The sequence below is a fragment of the Breoghania corrubedonensis genome (assembly GCF_003053845.1).
Lineage (GTDB): Bacteria > Pseudomonadota > Alphaproteobacteria > Rhizobiales > Stappiaceae > Breoghania > Breoghania corrubedonensis.
In genome coordinates, this window is sequence record NZ_QAYG01000001.1 from 1,101,615 (window position 1) to 1,120,389 (window position 18,775).

Below are 18,775 nucleotides of genomic sequence, written 5' to 3' on the forward strand. Positions count from 1 at the left end.
CGCACTTGCGGGACCTTTCGGCGTCGACCCGCAGTTCATTGACAGATGCCCCGTGAGGCCTCGGTGCCCCTTCTTCGCCTTCTCGCCCAGTGGTTGTTCAAGGATCCGGAAAGCTCGCTGTCGCTGATCCGACGGCTGCTTGCGGAAAACGCGCGACGCTATGTCTGGCAATACGCCGTCGCCTTCGCGCTGATGGGTCTCGTCGCCGCGACCACGGCCGGCAGCGCCTGGATCATGCGCGACATCATCAACGAGATCTTCATCGAGAAGCGCGAGGGCATGATTTTCGTCATCGCCGGCGTGGTGGTGGGCCTCTATTTCCTGAAGGGTGCGGCGACCTACGGCCAGAATGTCATCATGACGCGGATCGGCAACAACATCGTTGCCATCAACCAGCGCCGGCTGTTCGACCACATCCTCGGCCAGGGAATGAACTTCTTCGACCGCCATGTGCTCGGCGATCTGTCCACCCGCATGTCGCACAACGCCTCGGCCGCGCGCAGCGTCATCGACCTGATCGTGGTGTCGCTCGGGCGCGACTTGCTTTCGCTTGTCGGACTGCTCTTCGTCGTCATCTACATGGATCCGGGCATGGCGACACTGGCGCTGCTGGTCGGCGGGCCGGCGGTTCTCGGCGTGAACGCGCTGATCAAGAAAACGCGCAAGGTGGCCAAGGCGCAGTTCGTCTCCATGACGCAGATCGTTTCCACCATGCAGGAATCGGTGCTGGGCGCGCGCGTCGTGAAGGCGTTCACGGCTGAGGATTCCATGCGCGGGCGCATGCGCAAGGCGATCGACGACGTGGAGCGGCAGTCGAACCGGATGGGGCTGCTGCGGGCGCGCACGAGCCCGATGATGGAGACGCTGGGCGGCATCTCGGTGGGCCTCGTGATCATCTGGGGCGGGTTCTCGGTCATTCACCGGGGATCGGACCCCGGCGCCTTCTTCGCCTTCCTGACCGCGCTGCTGATGGCCTACGAGCCGGCCAAGCGGCTGGCGCGCATGCAGGTGCAGCTTGAAAACGGCATGGTCGGCGTGAAGATCATGTACGACCTACTCGACATGGATCTGACAATCGACGAGAAGGACGGCGCGCAACCGCTCAGCGTGCCGCACGGCGAGGTCCGCTTCGATGATGTCCACTTCGGCTACGCGCACGACCAGAAAGCATTGAACGGGCTCGACTTCGTCGCGGAGGCCGGAAAGACGACGGCGCTTGTCGGCGCCTCGGGAGCGGGCAAGTCGACCGTGCTTGCGCTGATCGAGCGGTTCTACGATGTCAGTGCGGGCAGGGTGCTGATCGATGATCAGGACATCCGCGACGTCACCGTCGCCTCGTTGCGCGGCAGTATCGCGCTGGTCACCCAGGACACTTTCCTCTTCGAGGGATCGGTACACGAGAATATCCTGCGCGGACGGCCGGGCGCCACGCACGAGGAGGTACGCCAGGCCGCGCGCGACGCCAACGCCGAAGAGTTCATCGTGGAACTGGCGAGCGGCTATGACGAACCGGTCGGCGAGAACGGCGGCCGGCTTTCCGGCGGCCAGCGCCAGCGCATCGCGATCGCCCGCGCCATGCTGCGTGACGCGCCGATCCTGCTGCTCGACGAGGCGACCAGCGCGCTTGACGCGGAATCCGAATCCAAGATCCAGGTGGCGCTGGAGCGGCTGATGCAGGACCGCACCACCATCGTCATCGCGCACCGGCTTTCCACCGTGCGCAATGCCGACAAGATCGTGGTGATGGATCACGGCCGGGCCGCGGAGGAAGGGAGCCACGCGGACCTGATGCAAAAGGATGCGCTCTACCGCAAGCTCCACGATCTGCAGTTCAAAGTATAGACCGGTCTTCCGATACCATATACCTACAGGCCGGCAAGTTTTTTGGAACCTGCGAGGACTCCCGCGCATTTATCTGGCGGAGGTACTCGTTATGGAACGCATCTCGACACATATCGGCGTCGTCGTCATCTCGTTTGCCTTGGCGCTTACCGTCACGGTCACCGCCTCGCGACTGACCGGCGATTTTGCAAGCGACGCGCGCGCCGAACCCGTTCTTTCCATCGATCAGAGCCGGGTCGTCACAAACACCGCCAAGAAGGGCGACCGCATCGCGCTTGATGAGAGCTCGCGCCTGGTGAACGGTGCGCCGAAGAGCGATTGCGTGAGCCGTGGCACGACCACCATCTGCAAGGCGGTAACGCCTTCGGACCGGGTGGCACAGCTCGACTAGAGCCTGTTCCGACCGGGTCTAATCGATCCGGTCGACAAGAATAGGCTCCAGCCAGCTGTCTTGAGCCTGTTCTTTTCGATCGAACGGGTTCGTTTGATCGAAAAGCGCTCTGGCGCAAAGAAAGCCTCAGGCCGCGTCACTTTCTTCCAGAATGCCGAGGACCTTGGCGCAGCCCTCCAGCACCTCGTCGCGGTCGACGGCGTTGCCGCCGGCAGCCCCCATGTCTTCGGCGATGAGGCGGACGTGATAGGAGAGAAAGTCGCGATATTCCGGCCGGCTCACCAGCGCGAGACGATGCAGGGACGCGACAAGGCGCAGGATCACCGTGATGTTTCCGGCGGATTCACGCCGCAGCGGGTGATAGGCGCTGTTGAGAAGCTGGTCGATCATGGCCGTCTCCAGCCAGACGCGCGGATGATCCTTCTCGTCGCGGGCAAGCGGCGAGGGGGCGCGACGGCGCAGAATGCGTGCGAAGGCTGAGGAGAGATGGTCGATCACCGCGATCGCGGTGAAGCTGTCATTGACGCCCGGCGAAAGCGCGCGTTGCGCGATCTCGACCATCAGCAGAATGGAGAAATCGAGATCCGCTTCCGGCGTACGCTGGCGCCCGACCAGGAAAGCGCGGCGCAGCGCCGTGTTCGCCGCCTCGTCGGCTTCGCCCACATAGTTCGCGAGCGCACAGCCCTCGACGATGAATTGTCCCGGCGTCGCCTCCACCTCGACGAAAAGATCGTACTTGGCGGCGGTACCCACGAGCGCCCCCAGATCGACCGCTTCGATATAGCCGCTGCGCGCGGCAATGAGCCGGCGGCGTTCGCCGTGCGGGCGGAAGCGGGCGATATCCCGCGCCTCCGAGCCGCTGCCCTCCTCTTCCGCCTCTTCCAGAATCTCGTCAATATAATCGGCAAGCGTCGCGCCGATACGGCCGATCTCCTCATCGATGGTGATCCGCGTCGCCACCTTGTGGATGAAGAAGATGAGCACGCTGATCGACCCGATACTCCACAAGACGGCAACGCCGGTGGACAGGGCTGGCGGAATGGTATCGGCGCGCTGCAGCACGATCACCGCATAGAAGAAGGTCGCCGCGAGAACGCCGGCCGTCGTCTGGATCAGCTTGTCCTCGGCAAAGCGCGTGAGAAGACGCGGGCTGATGTTGCCGGCGGCAAGCGTGAAGACGACCAGTGTCAGCGAATAGACCAGCGACAGAACGGTGAGTGCCGAACCGGCGATCGTCGACAGAACCGAGCGGACGGTCTGGATATCGGGAGCGGGAAAAACGAGACGCGCCGCGTCTTCCAGATAATGCCCCAGGGCGATGACCAGGATCGCGCATATCAGTCCCGCCAGACTGACGACCATGGGCAGCAGCAAAAAGGACCGGTTGAGACGCGCGGTGATGATGCGCACCAGTGTCGATTTCCTGCGGGTTTCGGCGGTCTGCATCCCGTGCGCCTCGCTGAAGGGGGCCGACGAAAGGCCGTCGATCGTCAGGCGATCGTCGTGCGCCTTCATTCGTTTCCCGCCGATTGTGCTTCGTGCGGCCAATCAAAAAAAGGAGAGACTTGTCGGGGGCCAAGTCTCTCCTTCGCGTGCGTGGGTGTTGTGCACTTGACGTCCAGGCGTTCGGGGGAAGGAACGCCTGTCGTGCTTCGTCAACCCGCCTCCGCACGTTTGGTTCCGGTGCGCCTTGAAGAAAAAATCAATGGCTTCGCAAGGCGTCGATCAACTCCGACTTGTCCATCTGCGAACGCCCCTCGATGCCGATCTCCCGGGCGCGATAGTAGAGATCGTCACGGTTCCATTTCTCGTAAGGGGCCGACCTGCCTCCCTGCCTGGAGGGCTTGTCGCCGTTGGCGCGTGCATTGGCGATGCGCGCTGCCTTTTCCTTCGATGCGCCTTCCTCGCGCAACGCTTCGTACGTGTCCGCGTCCTTCACGGACGGACCGTGTCTGGAAGCCATGGAATCCTCCTTCGGTTGGTGCGGATCATGCCTTGGGCAAGCGTGCCAAAGTGCGGTCGATTTCGTCGATCAACGGCTGAAGATCACCGTGGCCGGCATCGCGCCGCGCAACGAGTTCGGCTCGCATCTCGCGCAGCCGCAGCCGGCGTTCGCACAGCGGTGCGGCGCTGACCGCAACCGCCTCGATCTCTCCCGAACCGATCTGCTGCGCGGTGGCCCTGGCATCGTCCGCGCCGCCCACGTGATCATTGACGGGATGATCGAGCTGATGTTCCGGCACATTTTCCTGTTCTTCCGGTTTCATCGGATTTCCCTTCCCTTTTGAGGCTAACGCACGGCCTTGCGCTTTGGTTCACCCGCGCCGGTTCCGACCGGCAGGATGTTGCTGATGATCGCGTAGACAATGAGCAGACAGGGAACGGCGATGAAGCCGCCGATCGGCCCCCAGAGCCAGATCCAGAAGGCGATGGAGAGGAACACCACGAAGGGGTTGAGCGTCATGGTACGCCCGAGCACGTGCGGCGTGACGAACTGCGCCTCTGTGAGATTGACGAGCAGATAGACCCCGGGCGGGATGAGGGCGCCCACCAGGCTGGGGTAGCTCGCGAGGCCGACGCCGAAAAGCAGGAAGGCCATGATCGCCGGGCCGATATAGATCACGTAGTTCAGAACACCCGCGAGCAGCCCCCAAAGCAGCGGCGAGGGCACGCCGAGCCCCCACATGGCGAGCGACACCACCACGCCCAGCGCGATATTGACCGCGGTGATCGACAGCAGATAACGCGACACCAGCATTTCGATATCGCGAAACGCATGCGCCACACGCCAGCGCAGCCGGCGCGAAAAACACAGCGACAACACCGACAGGCGGAAACGCTTGCGCGTGGCGATGTAGAAATAGAGCCCCGCCAGAAACAGCAGCACCTGCGCGACGATTGCGGGCGCCAGATAGGCGACGCTTTCCACCGTGCTCTCGCCTTCGACGTTGACGCGCATCGCCGCTTCCTGGCCGAGCGCATGGCGCAGCTTCTCGCCAAGCCCGGCGATGGAGGCGATGACACCCTGCCAGTGGGTGAGGCCCGACTGCAGCTTCTGCCACATGGCCGGAAGCTTATCGAGCCAGTCGGAAAGCGGCACGGCGAAACCCGTCATCGCGGCCGCGATGAGCGCGATGAACAGCACCACGATGGCGGCCGCGGATATCCACGGCGGAATGCCGAGCCACTCGATGCGGTCGGCCAGAGGCCCCAGCATCAGGCCGATGATGATGGCGAGAGCGATCGGCGCGAGGATCATTTGCGCGAGATCGAGCACCGCCACCGTGACGATGCAGCCGAGCACGATCATCGACAGGCGCGCGCCGGTGCGGATCGTCGCCTCGAAGTCAGTGTGCCGGACACCACGCCGCGGCGGTTGAGTGGATTGCATCAGTGAACCTTGCGTTGCCATGCACGAGAAAACGCCGCAGCGCGGGGAACGTTCCTGCCGCAAGGCGAGGCTGAGGGGAAGGCGCGCCCTCGGTACGCTTGCGTACCGGGTTCCACCGGCGGCGGGACGGGGGAACCAACCGCGCCAAGGGAACGTTCTATTGGGGAACCGCGACCGGACTTCCCTCGCGGATTTAACCCGTTAGGGGCCGTCCGCGGCCCCTGTGTCATGAAAGGAAATTCGGATGAACTGGAATCAGGTCGAAGGCAACTGGGAACAGGTCAAGGGCAAGGTTCAGACCCAGTGGGGCAAGCTGACGGGTGACGACCTCGACGTCATCGCCGGCAACCGCAAGCAGCTGGCCGGCAAGCTCCAGGAGCGCTACGGCAAGGCGGAAGATGCGGCCGAGCGCGAGATCGACGACTGGCTGAACAACCACTGATCGCGCGCATCGGCCCCCCCGCCTCAGCGCGGGTGCAGCCGAATGGCGGGACGAGCGACAAAAGCCGGCGCGCGACGAAATCGCGGCGCCGGCTTTTTCGTGGGTCGCATGGCGGGACGAGGCGCCTCAGGCGGTGGTCGCACCGACGTTTTCGTTGAAGAACAGCGCCTGGTTGATCAGCGCCTTCACCATGTCGGGATTGAACGGCTTGGTGATGAGGAAGGTCGGCTCGGGGCGCTCACCGGTAAGCAGGCGCTCGGGAAAGGCGGTGATGAAGATCACCGGCAGCGAGTTTTCCTTCAGGATGTCGTTCACCGCGTCGATACCGGAGGAACCGTCGGCGAGCTGGATATCCGCGAGGATCAGCTTGGGCGCGGTGCGCTGGAACAGATCCACCGCCTGGGTGTGGGTGCGCGCGACGCCCGTGACCTTGTGCCCCAGTTCCTCCACAATGTATTCGAGATCCATCGCGATGAGCGGTTCATCCTCGATGATCATGATTTCCGTGGCGATGCGCTGCGACAGTTCGCGCCCGGCCTCGGTGAGAAGATCACCGATACGGCTTTCCTCGACACCCAGGATTTCCGCCACTTGTGAGGAGGAGAACCCTTCCACCGAAATCAGCAGGAAGGCCTGGCAGGCAAATGGCGGGATCGCCTGGAGATTTGCCGACGCCTTGCGCTCCCATGCGAAGGGGGAGTCGACTTCCGGCACGTCGATCCGCGTGGAACCGAAGATGGTCGAGAAGAGTTTGTAGAGCGAAACACGATCACTGGACGTTTCAGGAAAAGCCGAGACATCGGCGATCAGCGCTTCGAGCACCGCCGCGACATAGGCATCGCCTGAACTCTGAGATCCGGTTACAGCCCGCGCGTAGCGCCGCAGGTACGGCAGATGAGAGGCCACCCGAGTGGATAGCGACATGAGAAACTCCCCGATTGCAGGCAAGTGTTATCTTTGACAGCATGCCAACGAACATGGGCTAAAAAGGTTCCGCAGTTCGATTGTTTTTTGTAATCGCACTGCGGTGTTCAGAATTAGGACCACGGATCTGTGTAACATGAGCGGCAAGAAGAAAAACCCCCTCCCCCCCGAAAGCGCCGCAGCGCGCGAAACGACAGAGGACGGCGGAACCCAGGCTGCCCAACTGCAGATTTCCGAGCAATTGCGCGGGCTCTACCAGTCGGTTCAGGACGAGGGCATTCCCGATCGTTTCCTCGATCTGCTGAACCGGCTCGACGCGGCGGAAAAGGCCCAGAACGGCAGGGACTGATCGCACAGGACGGCTTCAGCGACATCGAAGGGGTGATCGGTGGCATGCGGGCGACAGCCCGCTTTTTTCGTGTTTCGCGGCCGCCCGCTTTCGCAGCCGCGTTGCGGATCCGGTCCGCTCTTCACAATATCCGCACAAGACGCCCCGCGCGGAAAAGCTCCGCGTGGGGCGTCTTTCTTGTTTTCTCGGCCGAAAACCCGCGCTTGCAGCCGCGCCTACACGGCCCCCGCCTTGTGGCGCGGTGCCTGTTTACTGGGTGATGATCGCACGCAGCATCCACAGGGCCTTCTCGTGGAAGGTCATGCGGGCGGTCAGCATGTCGGCGGTGACCAGGTCGCCGGCCTCATCGGCCTTCACGCCGGCCTTGCGCATTGTGCGTACCGCCGTTTCGTGATCGGTGATCAGGTCCTTGACCATCTCGATCGCGGAGCCGTGGTCGACATCCTTGCCCTTGGGCGAGAAGCCGGACGTCTCGCCGATCGTCGCCGGCGCCAAGTGCCCCAGCGCACGGATGCGCTCGGCCACGATATCGGCGGCCTCGAACAAGGCGTTGTAATGTTCCTCGGTCAGCTCGTGCAGCGACTTGAAAAGCGGGCCGACGACATTCCAGTGATAGATCTGGCTCTTGATCGTCAGCTGGTAGGTGGAGATGAGAACCTGCGACAGCAGCTCCGCCATCTCTTCGCGATACTTGGCATCGAGCCCGGTATTGAGCTGTTCGTCATGGGCAACAGGCTTGAGAACAGAAGCGGCAGCATTGGCCATTTCAAAACTCCTTCGAAATTTCCGGCGGGTTCCCGCCGTACTGGTTGAGCAAACTCTGCAGCGCTTTCCCGCTGCATTGGGGGAAAGAAATCACTCGCCCTGCGGCCCCGCATCGTCATCCCCGCCCGAAAGCATGCTGAGGATGACGAAGGCCAGCCCGCCGGCAACGGCTGTCGCCATGAGCGGTCGCGAGCGAACCACGACCGGCAGCAGCGAAAGCGCCAGCGTCGCGGTCATCGTGCGGGATCGGTCACGGGCGGCATGTCGACGCCGGTCGATCCGGTTCGCGATCATCACCACCAAAAGGACGAGAACCGCCAGCGCGATCATTGCAACGGCAATGGTGAAGGCGGCCTCCAGAGCACCGTACGCCTCGCCGATCCAGATGCCCAGCGCAATCACCAGCGCGCCATAGCCGGTCAGGGCGAACACCGCGCAAAGACCGTAGAGCACCGTGTTGCGTCTGGCCCGGCGCAAGGCCGGCGCAACATCCGAGAAAAGCGTGGAGGCGATGAGGGGACCCAGTCGCGAGAACACGGGGATCAGCGCCTCATCAGAAAGGCGGCCAGAAACCCGATGCCGGCGGCGATGCCGAGCGCCTGCAGGGGATGGCGGCGAACCTGACCCTGCAACTGACTTTCCAGCCCCTCGAACTCGCGACGCACCTGTTCGAGCGCATCCTGCGAGGCCGCGGCTATATCATTGCCAGCCTTTGACGCACGGGATTTGACCTCGTCGGTCTTGGCCGTGCCGTAGGACTGGATAGAGCGCGCGAGTGCGGCGATATCCTCGCGAACGCGGGCAAGCTCGGCTTCGATATCCTGGGCATTGGCCCCGGCGGTGTCGGCCGTGGCGGTTGACTTTGCGGCGGTTGCCATTGGGATCTCCTTGTGTTCTGACGGGAAACGCCCGAACAGCGGCCGCGTTCCGGCATTTTCATAAAAAAGGTGGCGGTGCGGGAAAGAACTCGCGCAAGCGGAAAGCCGCGCGGAACAAAAAACGCCGGCCCACGGCCGGCGTTTTTCCTGCGGGCGAGGGAAGGCTCCTTCAAAGGACCCTCTCCCCGTTCCCACGGTTACTGTCAGCGCACCAGAACGGCGTCCGGATTGGCCTTGTAGGCTTCCTCCGAATAGGTCGGATAGGACTTCAGCTCGTCCTGCGTCAGCGTGGTGTGGATCTGCATCTCACCATTGGCGTTCTTGGTGACGTTCAGCTTGCTGGCGTCGAGTGCGACGGGCTTTTCGCCAAGGCCCAGGAAACCGCCGACATCGATGACGTAGCCAACGAGCTTGCCGTCGGGCGATACGATAACGTCGTTGACTTCGCCAAGGTCGCTGTCGTTGGCGCCGTAGACCGCGGTGCCGATCATCTCGTCAGCACTCAGTACGGACGGATCGACGCTTGTACCGGCCATATCGCCGTTCTCGGCGCTCTTCATGGCATCGTCGGAGGCGGCCACGGACCCGGCGGCCGAGGTGGTGTCGCTGTCCATCGTCTGGCTGTTCATCGTCTTGTCGTTGGCAGCCATGTCACCGGCCACGCTGGAGCCATCCGCCGTCGCAGTGTCGTCGGACATCGACGTCTTCATGTCTTCCTGGCTCGGCTCGAAGACGGAGCGGTCGAAGGCCGGCGCCGATTCAAGATCGTCCTTGGTCGCGTCGATGGTCAGATAACGGTCGCCGTCTCGCTCCGCCCAGGAAACGCGATCGAAATTCACGGCGACTTCTTTCTCGCCGACGCCGAGGAACCCGCCGACACCGATGACGATCGCCTCGGCATCGCCTTCCGGCGACATCACCACATCGTTCACGTCGCCGATGGACTCGGCGTTTTCTCCGGCGCTGTTGTAGACGGTTTCACCCATGACCTCGGATGCGAGAAGCTGCCCCTTCGCGGCGCGCACATAGCGCTCGCCCGACATGGTGTCGGCGGCACCTGTCTTGGTCGTGTCGGCGGAATAGGAGGTCGCGCCGGCCGCGTCGTTGGTCGTCTTGGCCGGCTCGGCGGCGAAGGCACCTGCGGTCAGCATGGCCGTCAGGGCAGTGGTCGTCAAAAGTGTGCGGATCATGATACAATCTCCCGGTATGTCTCAGTGGCATACTGGCCGCGCCGGACGAAACGTTTTAGCGGACCGCTCGTCCCGGCGTGGCCGTCAGATGCCACAACAACGGGCGGATGATCACAAAGTTCCCATCAGTTCTTCAAAACGTTTTTCTGTGCGGCAACCGGATACAGGTTCGCGCGGCCCCATATTATAAAGTGTAGATTGGCGGATAAATTTGCAGCGCTCTTTCTTCACTGCCTCACATCATTCGTCCCTGGTAGCGGATGAGGGTAGTGGCTACCGGTCCCGGGAAGAGACTTCCGGAAGCTCCGTGCCTTTCCGGTGCACCGTTTAATTCGTTGTTCGATATTGCTAATTCGTTTTTCGATATTGATTTTCAGATCATCTGCGAACACAAGGCCGGACAATACCCCACCGCCAGCCCAGGGCATCCGGCCGCCTCCCGCCTCTTCCGTAAATGCGTTTTCTCTTTTCTTCGCTTTTCGCGCTTTTCCCGCGAACCAAACCGGCCTGACCGCGTTTACTACCCGAAGGCGCACACGACGCTGAACGTCTATCTTGTCATGAATGCATGGAAACCACAGGAGTTTATCATGTTCGGTTGGGCCATTACCTTTCTGATTATCGCGATCATCGCCGCCGTTCTCGGTTTTGGCGGAATCGCCGGCACCGCGATCGGTATCGCAAAGATCATCTTCTTCGTCGCTCTGGCGCTTCTGGTCATCTCTCTCGTCTATGGGCTCGTCACCGGTCGCCGGCCGCCGGTCTCGTGACGCGCCGCCCGGCGTAGTATTGCGGAAATAAAACAAAGAAGACTCTAAACGCGAAAATCGCCCCGCCTTTCCCGACCCCTCAGGGTCGCCGGAAGGCGGGGCGATTTCTTTTGCGCGGGGCGCGAGGCGGGCTGCCCTGCGGTGTCGCGAATGTTCGGGCGGCAGGCCCCATACGGCCTGGACAGCCAGGCCGACAGGAGTGCGAGCCACGCCTTTCGCGTAGCGCGCCAAGGGCCAGAGCCACGCAGCGCGCGCGGTCAGCGAACGACGGTGGTGGTGGGCGAGGGCCGAGGCGGGGTATGCGCAAAGGGCGCGCGCTCGGGTGCAGCGGCGTCCTTCACGGGGATCAGCAGCGTGGTGGCCGTACCCTCAACCTCGAAATCGGCGGAGAGCTGGCCAAGATAGGCGCGCATCAGCCGCGTGGTGAGGGGAGATTCGGGGTCCCCGTACGTCACCTCCGCGTAGCCCGGTGGGCCGGAAATATGCAGTCGAGCGATCTGGCCGCCGACAATGGAGACCGAGACGGCCTCGCCCGGCAGCAGCACATCAAAACGCGGCGGCAGAAGTTCGGCCAGAATGAAGGCGAGCGGGATAGCCTTGTCGAGCACGATCGTGGTGCGATGCGGATCATCGACGGAAAAGCGGACGCGGCTGGCCGTCAGCCGGCACGGTTCGCGCAGCGCGTCGACCACCTCGCGTACGAGATCCTCCAGCCCCACATCCGTCCCCTCGTTGGTGGCGTAGGACACGCGGAAGGCGGCGGAAATGCCCTGGACGCGCTCCAGCGCCACGCGCAGCACCGCCTTGTCGCTGGCACGCTTCGCCTCGCGACGCTGCATGCCGAGCAGACTGGCGATCATTTGCAGGGTGTTCTTGATCCGGTGATGGAGTTCGCGCGTCAGCCGTTGCTGTTCGGCGAGCGAGTTTTCCAGATCCCGCGTGCGGTAGGCGATGCGGTCGGCCATCATGTCGAAGGTCATGCCGAGAAGCTGAATCTCGGCCGGCGCGCGCTCCAGCCGCCCGACGCGCGCATCCGTATCGCCCGCCCCGTACTGGCGGAAGGTTCCGTAGATATGACGCAGGTAGCTCAGCAGGAAACGCTGCACGCCGAAACGCAGCACGACAAAGACCGCCGCCAGCAGTGTGACCGGCAGCAACAGGGCCTTGGCGACGGACAGCCATGGCTCGAAGGCGGCCTGCGGCGGCAAAACACCGGTGGCGATGCGGAAATCGGTCCCCGTTATGGGAACGACAGCGATAAGCCAGCCATCGCTGGCTCGCACCCCCCGGCTGGGGGCCGCGGCGGAAAAATCACCGTCATCCAGCAGCTTGAGGAAATCGGCCTTCTCTTCCTGGCGGTCGGAATAGTCGGCGAGCACGCTGCCATCGGGCGACAGGAGTGCGAAACTGGCGTGGCTCGATGTCGTTGCGGCAATGGGAGCGGTGAGGACGGCGCGCGGCCGCAGGCCGATGGAGACGGATACCCGATCGTCGTCAGACGTCCGCGTGACGACAATGGCCTGATGTTCGCTTTCGCGGATTTCCTTGAGCACGGAGGAAACGGTATCGCCCTCGCGGAAACGCACACGCGCACAGACCTGTTCGCCGCCGACCGCGACGCGGATGCTCATGGCCTGGCGCAACTCGCCCTGCAACGCGCCGAAAACGGCATCGCAGTCGACAGCGCTCGCGTCCTCGCGCGCGGTCAGACCGGCCGCGAAGCCTTCCGCGCGCGCAATGATCTTGGCGCTCGACTGGCCGATCAATCGCGCGTAATCGATAAAATCGGACCGTTCCGTATCTGCCCTGCGCACGTGATCGGCGTAGGAAAAGGCGAAGGCGAGCGCTGCAAGAGGAACCAGGGCGCCCGCTATGTAGCCGAACAGACGGCGATCGATTTTCGAGCTTGTGGTGGGTAGCTTAGCCCATGGCACGACTTTTTGCCGTCGGTACAGAGGTTACGGAAAGGACTGCCTGGGCAGAGCCGTCGGGGCCGAAATCGTCGGCCGAGGAAACGCTGAGCATTTCCGCCAATTTAGCCCGGGCGCGATTGACGCGGCTTTTTACCGTACCGATCGCACATCCGCAAATTTCCGATGCCTCCTCATAGGAAAAGCCCGACGCGCCGATAAGAATGAGCGCCTCGCGCTGATCGTGAGGAAGCTTGTCGAGGGCGATGCGGAAATCGGCGAAATCGAGATGACCGTGCTGTTGGGGATGTTCCGCCAGATTGGCGGCATAGGTTCCGTCCGTATCCTGCACCTCGCGCTTGAGCTTGCGGCAGTTGGAATAGAACGTATTGCGCAGGATGGTGAACAGCCAGGCACGCATGTTCGTGCCGGCGGTGAAGGAATGCAGGTTCGCCCACGCCTTCATCAGCGCTTCCTGAACGAGATCGTCGGCACGGTCGCCGGCGCCGGTCAGGGAGGACGCGAAGGCACGCATGCTCGGGATGCACGCAATGAACTCGTTGCGAAGATCCGGGGTCACTTCAGCCATGCTATTCCCTACCCCGGTTCTTGCTCGTCTCGCCCGCCTGTTCCAGCTGCTTCAGCAGGCCCGCGATGCGATCGGGCACAGGTTCGTCGAGCACGCTATCGTAGATCGACTTGAGCTGATTTCCGATCTTGGCCTGAATATCTTCGCTAAATCCGGAACGCTCCGACCGGCCGTCATCACCATCTGCCATGATGTCTCTTTTCATGGTTACTCCCTCGCCGGCCCTGGCACGGCTTGTCAGGACTGACTTTACTCAACGGCCCGATACGCAGGGCCGCCCGCCTCAACCGTACCGGGTACGGCCGTGCGGTGGACTTTCTTACGCCTTTCAACGGGCGTCCGGCAGGATATCCTGTCGATTTGACGCGGATCGTTCAGACAACGCTACGAAATGAACGCGGCGAACGACAGTCGGTTCCACAGGCATCCAATAAATTTTGAAGCTCCGGGGAACCGCCTTTCCCCCCCGCTCGCGTCAACTGCGGCTTGACGATACGGCGCGGAGCGGTTCTCACGCCCGGCCGTATCGAGACCGCGGGACGCCATCAGGCGTAGGATGCCCGGGAAGGCCCGGCCAGCAGCCACAACAGGAATCCCAGCAGCGGCAGCAGAAGGATCAGCACGACCCACAGGACCTTGGATGCCGTGGACGCGCCTGAGCCCACGATCTTGACGATCGCGTAGACGTCAAGGACGAGAATGACCAGGCCCAGCAGGCCACCAACTTCGATTCCCATCTTCATTCTCCTTATACTTGAAACGGCGCATGCCGGCGAAAACCCGCTCTTGCATCACGCAGGCCCAAGCCCGGCCTTGAGCCCCGGTCCGCGAACGCGTGGCCAAGCCACGGTCACGAATCGTTCCGATCCGGTCGGAATATGCTCTAGCGGGCCAGCGGTTCGCCCCGAGCCCCGTCGGTATGCGTGGGCGCCTCGAGTGAAACGAGCATCGGCCGGTCGCGGGCCGTCGACATATTTGCGGTAAGTGCCCATAAACTCAGCGAAACGAGATAAAGAAGGCACATGACCATCCCGGCTGCGAGCGTAAGAATTACCGGCTGCATACGCTTCCCGTCTGGGGTGCTTTTGTTCGGCAATTCGTCTTTCATCGCTCTCGTGCCTCGCTTCAGGTGCCTTTCATTCGCTTCTCACGGAGCAAAATCCTCGATTTCATGGATTGTTGTTCCGATTTATCGGGCATTCGGCAAGACAACTCTGCGTAGCGCAGGATAGTTCCAGACAATTTTTTTCGAAAGACGCGCGACCGCCGCCGAGAGATCCCGACCGGGCAGAACCAGAACTGCAAGGAAAAGCGTCAGCGACCCTGCGCCAGCATCCAGTTGAGCAGCCGCCACCAGTCCGTCATGCGGATCGGCGTGCCGTGGGAACCGGTGGCAAACAGCGTCAGCCGCGTCGGATATCCCGTTTCATGCAGGGAGCGGAAGAAGGCGATCTGCTCGTTCGCCGGATAGACGGGATCGTCGCCGCCGTGGGTGAAATAGACGGGAACGCGCCGACGATAGGCAATGGAGCGCGAAAAATCGAGATCAGACGCCCCGCCCAGGATGGCAAGCCCCGCCAGATGCGAGACGACGCCCGCGTCCCTGGCGACGCCCCAGCAGATGAAACTGCCCATCGAGGCACAGGCGAGGATCACCGGGCGGCCGCGATCGCGCTCGGAAACCTCTCCGATCAACCTGCCGATCGCGTCGATCCCGCCCGCGCCGAAATCGCGGATGGTGGGGGAATAGTAGCTCCCGCCGTTCTGGACGACGAGATTCTTCAGCCGGTTGAAATTGCCGCCGAACGTGTAGTCGTTGACGCCGAGCGTACGGTCGCCGCCGCGCCCGTGAATGAAGATCACGGAGAACGCGGCACGGCGCTTGGGGCCGACGCGGGTGAAGGCCACCCGATGATCTCCGAGGCTCAGCGTCTCTTCGGCCTGATGACGGGAGACCAGCGTGGAAACGTAGGCCTCGCGCACGCGCTTTTCCGGCACCGTGTCGCGGCCGTAGAGATCGCGCTGTTTTTTGTAGTCGATCACGACGAGCGCTCCGTCGTCGGAGACCTCGATGATCGGCTGGTCGGAGAAGAGATCGTTCTTGAAAGCCTTGAGCGGAAGGTCGAGCGCCCGGGCGGGAGCCAGCGAGAGCGCGGCGAAAAGCGCCGCCGCCACGACCGCAGGCAGGAAAGATGTGTATCGCATCGCGCTCGCTGGTTTCATAAGAGCCCGAAGCGACTCCGGCGCCACTTTGGCGTGCCGCGATAGCGATTGCAACACCGCCATACCGCCCCCGTCAGCAAGCCCGGCGCGGCCCGTCTTCACGCATCCCGGGGTCGCAACAGAAATGACTGAATGTCAAATATCCTTTTTTATCAGCTCTTTACGCCTGTTCGATCCGCCCGCTTTCGCTGGAGCATAGTCTTGTCGATCAAACCGGGCCGTTTGATCGGAAAGCGCTCCAGTCTTCATCGAAATGCACTCTGGGCGCGGGCACGTCACCGCGCTACGCTTTGCAAAACACCACAGGACCCGAACAGCTCATGACCGCCCCCGTGACCGTCCGCCCGATGACACTCGTTGATCTGAAGCTGGCGCTTGAATGGGGGCGTGAGGAGGGATGGAATCCGGGCCTGGACGACGCGGCCGCCTATCGCATCGCCGATCCCGACGGCTTCCTGATGGGTTTTGCGGGCGACGAGCCGGTCGCCGCGATCTCGGCCGTCGCCTACAGCCGGCAATTCGGATTTCTGGGGCTGTACATCTGCCGCCCGGACTATCGCGGCCAGGGCTACGGCTGGCCCGTGTGGCAGGCCGGCCTGAACAGGCTCGACACGGTGATGCCACGTGGCACGGTGGGGCTTGACGGAGTTGTCGCGCAGCAGGCGAATTACGCGCGCTCCGGCTTCGAGCGCGCTCACCGCAACCTGCGTTACGGCGGGATCTCGACGCTCGACACGCCGCCAGATCCACGGCTTGCGCGCATCGGCCAGGGGCTCTTTCCCACGGTACGCGACTACGACCTCGAGAATTTCGGGGCGCCGCGCGAGAACTTCCTGAAAAACTGGCTTGCCCCCGGTGTCGACAGCCGGGCCAGCTTCTCATTGGTGGAAGACGGCAACCTGCTGGGATACGGCACCATCCGCGCCTGCGTGGAAGGCTTCAAGATCGGCCCGCTCTTCGCCGAGGACGAGGCAGCCGCGGACGTGCTGCTGCGCGCGCTGGCCGGCCAGGCAAAGGGCCGGATGGTGTATCTCGACCTCCCCGAGCCCAACGAGGCGGCGACACGGCTTGCCGAGCGATACGAATTCTCGCCGATTTTCGAAACGGCGCGCATGTATCGCGGCAAGGCTCCCGATCTGCCACTCCATCGCATCTTCGCGATCACGGCCTTCGCACTGGGATAATACGGCCACCCGCTACGGCAAGGCGGGAGGGGGAAGGCCTACTTCGTCTCCACGGAGAGCCCGTCATTGCCCATTTCGATCTGGATACCGGTCTTCTGCTGGCGCTCCTGATAGTAGAGATAGCCGAATGTACCGGCCGCCACGGCGAGGACGGCGACGAGCGCGACAAGTGCGTTGCGGTTCATGGATTTCAGGCCCCCTGGGGTTTCTTGCGGAAGGCCCAGACGGTATCCGGAGCCCTTGTGCCTGCAACAAACGTCCCGACGGCCTGCAAGTTCCCGCTGGAGCATATTCGTATCAAACGGGTCCGTTTGATCGCAAAGCGCTCCAGGCACGAGGGAGATGGGGGAAAGGAAAACCAGCGCCCGCAGACGCTCTCCGTTGCCCTTCCGGCCTGAACAGAAAAAGGCGCGCCCGGTTCCCCGCCGGACGCGCCTTGTATAGTCAAGCGATCGCAAGATCAGATGTGAATCGGCTTGTCGTAGGTCGCCATCGCCGCCTCGCGCACGGCCTCCGACAGGGTCGGGTGGGCGTGGCAGGTGCGGGCCAGATCCTCGGACGAGCCGCCGAATTCCATAAGAACGGCCAGTTCGTGGATCATCTCGCCGACGCCGGCGCCGATCATGTGGGCGCCCAGCACCTTGTCCGTCTCGGCATCGGCCAGGATCTTCACGAAGCCGTCCGTGTGGCCCATGGCGCGGGCGCGGCCGTTGGCGGAGAAGGGATACTTGCCGGCCTTGTACTTGATGCCGGCCGCCTTCAGCTCCTCTTCGGTCTTACCGAGCGAAGCGACCTCCGGCATGGTGTAGACCACACCCGGAATGACGTCGTAGTTCACGTGGCCGGCCTGCCCGGCGAGGATCTCGGCCAGCGCTGCGCCCTCGTCCTCGCCCTTGTGGGCGAGCATCGGGCCGACGATGACATCGCCGATCGCATAGATGCCGTCGATGTTGGTCTTGAAGTGGCCGTCGGTCTTGACGCGCTTACGCTCGTCCAGCTCCACGCCGACCTCTTCCAGGCCGAGGCCCTCGGTGAAGGGACGGCGGCCGATGGCGACCAGCACCACATCCGCATCGAGTGTTTCGGCGGCCGCGTCACCCGAAGCGGGTTCGACGGAGACCGCCAGGCCCTTGCCCTTCTTCTCCACGCCCGTGACCTTGGAGGAGAGCTTGAACTCGAAGCCCTGCTTCTTGAGGATGCGCTGGAAATTCTTGGCGACGTCACCATCCATGCCCGGCAGGATGCGGTCGAGGAATTCCACCACCGTCACCTCGGCACCGAGACGGCGCCAGACAGAGCCGAGCTCCAGGCCGATCACGCCCGCGCCGACGACGATCATCTTGCCCGGCACCTTGTCCAGCGACAGCGCGCCGGTGGAGGAGACGACCTGCTTCTCGTCGATCTCGATGCCCGGCAGCGGCGTGACCTCGGAGCCGGTGGCGATGACGATGTTCTTCGCCTCCACCGTCTGGGTCGTGCCGTCCTCGCCCGTGACCTCGACCTTGCCGGGCGCCGCGATCTTGCCGGTGCCGTGGAACGCGTCGATCTTGTTCTTCTTGAACAGGAACGCCACGCCGCCAGTGTTGGCATCGATGACGTCTTCCTTGTGCTTCATCATGGCGGGGAGATCGAGCTTCGGCTTGCCGACCTTGATGCCGAAGCCCTCGAAGCTGTGGCCGGCTTCATCAAACATCTCGGAGGTGTGCAGCAGCGCCTTGGACGGGATGCAGCCGATGTTCAGGCAGGTGCCGCCATAGGTTGCGCGCTTCTCGACAACGGCGACCTTCAGGCCGAGCTGAGCCGCCTTGACCGCGCAGACGTAACCGCCGGGGCCGGAGCCGATAATGCAGAGATCGTAGGACATCGGAGCCTCTTTACACGTTGATTTCCCGCCCGGCCGCGGGAGGCGCCGCCGGACCGCTTGATT

At 63.0% G+C, this 18,775-nt stretch carries 22 protein-coding genes; 6 read left to right on the forward strand and 16 right to left on the reverse strand.

Translation table 11 applies throughout. From position 1 onward, the window contains the following. The first annotated feature begins 63 nt into the window (after positions 1-63). Together C8N35_RS04805 and C8N35_RS04810 are read left to right on the forward strand one after the other, a co-directional pair. Entirely contained in the window at positions 64-1,842 is a 1,779-nt protein-coding gene (locus C8N35_RS04805) for an ABC transporter ATP-binding protein (RefSeq protein ID WP_245926657.1), read from the forward strand. Positions 1,843-1,933: 91 nt separating this feature from the next. Beyond that, positions 1,934-2,233 (forward strand): hypothetical protein, encoded by a 300-nt coding sequence (locus C8N35_RS04810; RefSeq protein ID WP_107988425.1) that lies wholly within the window; start codon positions 1,934-1,936, stop codon positions 2,231-2,233. Between the two features lie 126 nt (positions 2,234-2,359). Here the strand turns inward: C8N35_RS04810 and C8N35_RS04815 are convergent, their stop codons facing one another. The 4 genes from C8N35_RS04815 to C8N35_RS04830 all read right to left on the reverse strand — a co-directional run bounded on the left by C8N35_RS04815 (position 2,360) and on the right by C8N35_RS04830 (position 5,624). Continuing rightward, positions 2,360-3,748 carry a DUF2254 domain-containing protein gene (locus tag C8N35_RS04815; protein ID WP_107988426.1) on the reverse strand — a complete coding sequence of 463 codons (1,389 nt, stop codon included), beginning with the start codon at positions 3,746-3,748 and terminating at the stop codon, positions 2,360-2,362. 187 nt (positions 3,749-3,935) lie between these two features. Beyond that, positions 3,936-4,196 carry a DUF7218 family protein gene (locus tag C8N35_RS04820; RefSeq protein WP_107988427.1) on the reverse strand — a complete coding sequence of 87 codons (261 nt, stop codon included), beginning with the start codon at positions 4,194-4,196 and terminating at the stop codon, positions 3,936-3,938. A gap of 25 nt (positions 4,197-4,221) precedes the next feature. Further along, positions 4,222-4,500, reverse strand: coding sequence for a hypothetical protein (locus C8N35_RS04825; RefSeq protein ID WP_107988428.1), 279 nt, complete (start codon positions 4,498-4,500; stop codon positions 4,222-4,224). 23 nt (positions 4,501-4,523) lie between these two features. Beyond that, positions 4,524-5,624 (reverse strand): AI-2E family transporter, encoded by a 1,101-nt coding sequence (locus C8N35_RS04830; protein WP_210203384.1) that lies wholly within the window; start codon positions 5,622-5,624, stop codon positions 4,524-4,526. Positions 5,625-5,868: 244 nt separating this feature from the next. Here C8N35_RS04830 and C8N35_RS04835 point away from each other — a divergent pair, with 244 nt between their 5' ends. Next, the gene (locus C8N35_RS04835; protein WP_107988429.1) at positions 5,869-6,066 is read left to right on the forward strand and encodes a CsbD family protein; all 198 of its coding nucleotides are present in this window, start codon (positions 5,869-5,871) and stop codon (positions 6,064-6,066) included. Between the two features lie 126 nt (positions 6,067-6,192). Here C8N35_RS04835 and C8N35_RS04840 read toward each other — a convergent pair whose 3' ends face one another. Continuing rightward, complete coding sequence (locus tag C8N35_RS04840) at positions 6,193-6,990, reverse strand: response regulator (protein WP_107988430.1); 798 nt, start codon at positions 6,988-6,990, stop codon at positions 6,193-6,195. Between the two features lie 136 nt (positions 6,991-7,126). Between C8N35_RS04840 and C8N35_RS24350 the strand changes: the two genes are divergently transcribed. Then, positions 7,127-7,339 (forward strand): NepR family anti-sigma factor, encoded by a 213-nt coding sequence (locus tag C8N35_RS24350; RefSeq protein WP_107988431.1) that lies wholly within the window; start codon positions 7,127-7,129, stop codon positions 7,337-7,339. A 249-nt stretch (positions 7,340-7,588) separates the two neighbouring features. Here C8N35_RS24350 and C8N35_RS04850 read toward each other — a convergent pair whose 3' ends face one another. The 4 genes from C8N35_RS04850 to C8N35_RS04865 form a co-directional block, all read right to left on the reverse strand. Next, positions 7,589-8,104 (reverse strand): Dps family protein, encoded by a 516-nt coding sequence (locus tag C8N35_RS04850; RefSeq protein WP_107988432.1) that lies wholly within the window; start codon positions 8,102-8,104, stop codon positions 7,589-7,591. A 90-nt stretch (positions 8,105-8,194) separates the two neighbouring features. Further along, a complete protein-coding gene (locus C8N35_RS04855) occupies positions 8,195-8,641 on the reverse strand; it encodes a hypothetical protein (protein WP_107988433.1) in 447 nt (148 codons plus the stop codon). A gap of 5 nt (positions 8,642-8,646) precedes the next feature. Then, positions 8,647-8,982 carry an ElaB/YgaM/YqjD family protein gene (locus C8N35_RS04860; protein WP_107988434.1) on the reverse strand — a complete coding sequence of 112 codons (336 nt, stop codon included), beginning with the start codon at positions 8,980-8,982 and terminating at the stop codon, positions 8,647-8,649. 203 nt (positions 8,983-9,185) lie between these two features. Beyond that, the gene (locus C8N35_RS04865; protein ID WP_107988435.1) at positions 9,186-10,172 is read right to left on the reverse strand and encodes a PRC-barrel domain-containing protein; all 987 of its coding nucleotides are present in this window, start codon (positions 10,170-10,172) and stop codon (positions 9,186-9,188) included. Between the two features lie 590 nt (positions 10,173-10,762). On the opposite strand from C8N35_RS04865, the gene C8N35_RS04870 reads away from it, so the two are divergent. Further along, the gene (locus C8N35_RS04870) at positions 10,763-10,942 is read left to right on the forward strand and encodes a DUF1328 domain-containing protein (RefSeq protein ID WP_107989092.1); all 180 of its coding nucleotides are present in this window, start codon (positions 10,763-10,765) and stop codon (positions 10,940-10,942) included. A gap of 257 nt (positions 10,943-11,199) precedes the next feature. Here the strand turns inward: C8N35_RS04870 and C8N35_RS04875 are convergent, their stop codons facing one another. From C8N35_RS04875 to C8N35_RS04900, 5 genes are all read right to left on the reverse strand, one after another. Beyond that, positions 11,200-12,876 (reverse strand): sensor histidine kinase, encoded by a 1,677-nt coding sequence (locus C8N35_RS04875; protein WP_107988436.1) that lies wholly within the window; start codon positions 12,874-12,876, stop codon positions 11,200-11,202. Beyond that, a complete protein-coding gene (locus tag C8N35_RS04880; RefSeq protein WP_107988437.1) occupies positions 12,863-13,441 on the reverse strand; it encodes a sigma-70 family RNA polymerase sigma factor in 579 nt (192 codons plus the stop codon). Before C8N35_RS04880 ends, C8N35_RS04875 begins: the two co-directional genes overlap by 14 nt. A gap of 1 nt (position 13,442) precedes the next feature. Beyond that, the gene (locus C8N35_RS04885) at positions 13,443-13,631 is read right to left on the reverse strand and encodes a NepR family anti-sigma factor (RefSeq protein WP_245926658.1); all 189 of its coding nucleotides are present in this window, start codon (positions 13,629-13,631) and stop codon (positions 13,443-13,445) included. 355 nt (positions 13,632-13,986) lie between these two features. Further along, the gene (locus C8N35_RS04890) at positions 13,987-14,178 is read right to left on the reverse strand and encodes a PLDc N-terminal domain-containing protein (RefSeq protein WP_107989093.1); all 192 of its coding nucleotides are present in this window, start codon (positions 14,176-14,178) and stop codon (positions 13,987-13,989) included. 577 nt (positions 14,179-14,755) lie between these two features. Beyond that, on the reverse strand, positions 14,756-15,646 hold the full coding sequence (locus C8N35_RS04900) for an alpha/beta hydrolase (protein ID WP_107988440.1): 891 nt from the start codon (positions 15,644-15,646) through the stop codon (positions 14,756-14,758). Between the two features lie 338 nt (positions 15,647-15,984). Here C8N35_RS04900 and C8N35_RS04905 point away from each other — a divergent pair, with 338 nt between their 5' ends. Continuing rightward, positions 15,985-16,848, forward strand: coding sequence for a GNAT family N-acetyltransferase (locus C8N35_RS04905; protein ID WP_107988441.1), 864 nt, complete (start codon positions 15,985-15,987; stop codon positions 16,846-16,848). Between the two features lie 38 nt (positions 16,849-16,886). On the opposite strand, the gene C8N35_RS23825 is transcribed toward C8N35_RS04905, so the two are convergent. Both C8N35_RS23825 and lpdA read right to left on the reverse strand, forming a co-directional pair. Next, a complete protein-coding gene (locus tag C8N35_RS23825; RefSeq protein WP_170122024.1) occupies positions 16,887-17,033 on the reverse strand; it encodes a hypothetical protein in 147 nt (48 codons plus the stop codon). Between the two features lie 275 nt (positions 17,034-17,308). After that, the gene (gene lpdA, locus C8N35_RS04910) at positions 17,309-18,712 is read right to left on the reverse strand and encodes a dihydrolipoyl dehydrogenase (RefSeq protein ID WP_107988442.1); all 1,404 of its coding nucleotides are present in this window, start codon (positions 18,710-18,712) and stop codon (positions 17,309-17,311) included. Positions 18,713-18,775 lie beyond the last annotated feature (63 nt).

What these genes read in the sequence shown, in the direction of transcription:
- C8N35_RS04905 (WP_107988441.1), top strand. Translation starts at nt 15,985, where the DNA reads ATGACCGCCCCCGTGACCGTCCGCCCGATGACACTCGTTGATCTGAAG.
- C8N35_RS04870 (WP_107989092.1), top strand. Translation starts at nt 10,763, where the DNA reads ATGTTCGGTTGGGCCATTACCTTTCTGATTATCGCGATCATCGCCGCC.
- C8N35_RS04890 (WP_107989093.1), bottom strand. Translation starts at nt 14,178, where the DNA reads ATGGGAATCGAAGTTGGTGGCCTGCTGGGCCTGGTCATTCTCGTCCTT.
- C8N35_RS04840 (WP_107988430.1), bottom strand. Translation starts at nt 6,990, where the DNA reads ATGTCGCTATCCACTCGGGTGGCCTCTCATCTGCCGTACCTGCGGCGC.
- C8N35_RS04885 (WP_245926658.1), bottom strand. Translation starts at nt 13,631, where the DNA reads ATGGCAGATGGTGATGACGGCCGGTCGGAGCGTTCCGGATTTAGCGAA.
- C8N35_RS04820 (WP_107988427.1), bottom strand. Translation starts at nt 4,196, where the DNA reads ATGGCTTCCAGACACGGTCCGTCCGTGAAGGACGCGGACACGTACGAA.
- C8N35_RS04865 (WP_107988435.1), bottom strand. Translation starts at nt 10,172, where the DNA reads ATGATCCGCACACTTTTGACGACCACTGCCCTGACGGCCATGCTGACC.
- C8N35_RS04835 (WP_107988429.1), top strand. Translation starts at nt 5,869, where the DNA reads ATGAACTGGAATCAGGTCGAAGGCAACTGGGAACAGGTCAAGGGCAAG.
- C8N35_RS23825 (WP_170122024.1), bottom strand. Translation starts at nt 17,033, where the DNA reads ATGAACCGCAACGCACTTGTCGCGCTCGTCGCCGTCCTCGCCGTGGCG.
- C8N35_RS04880 (WP_107988437.1), bottom strand. Translation starts at nt 13,441, where the DNA reads ATGGCTGAAGTGACCCCGGATCTTCGCAACGAGTTCATTGCGTGCATC.
- C8N35_RS04900 (WP_107988440.1), bottom strand. Translation starts at nt 15,646, where the DNA reads ATGCGATACACATCTTTCCTGCCTGCGGTCGTGGCGGCGGCGCTTTTC.
- C8N35_RS04825 (WP_107988428.1), bottom strand. Translation starts at nt 4,500, where the DNA reads ATGAAACCGGAAGAACAGGAAAATGTGCCGGAACATCAGCTCGATCAT.
- C8N35_RS24350 (WP_107988431.1), top strand. Translation starts at nt 7,127, where the DNA reads ATGAGCGGCAAGAAGAAAAACCCCCTCCCCCCCGAAAGCGCCGCAGCG.
- lpdA (WP_107988442.1), bottom strand. Translation starts at nt 18,712, where the DNA reads ATGTCCTACGATCTCTGCATTATCGGCTCCGGCCCCGGCGGTTACGTC.
- C8N35_RS04830 (WP_210203384.1), bottom strand. Translation starts at nt 5,624, where the DNA reads ATGCAATCCACTCAACCGCCGCGGCGTGGTGTCCGGCACACTGACTTC.
- C8N35_RS04810 (WP_107988425.1), top strand. Translation starts at nt 1,934, where the DNA reads ATGGAACGCATCTCGACACATATCGGCGTCGTCGTCATCTCGTTTGCC.
- C8N35_RS04815 (WP_107988426.1), bottom strand. Translation starts at nt 3,748, where the DNA reads ATGAAGGCGCACGACGATCGCCTGACGATCGACGGCCTTTCGTCGGCC.
- C8N35_RS04860 (WP_107988434.1), bottom strand. Translation starts at nt 8,982, where the DNA reads ATGGCAACCGCCGCAAAGTCAACCGCCACGGCCGACACCGCCGGGGCC.
- C8N35_RS04850 (WP_107988432.1), bottom strand. Translation starts at nt 8,104, where the DNA reads ATGGCCAATGCTGCCGCTTCTGTTCTCAAGCCTGTTGCCCATGACGAA.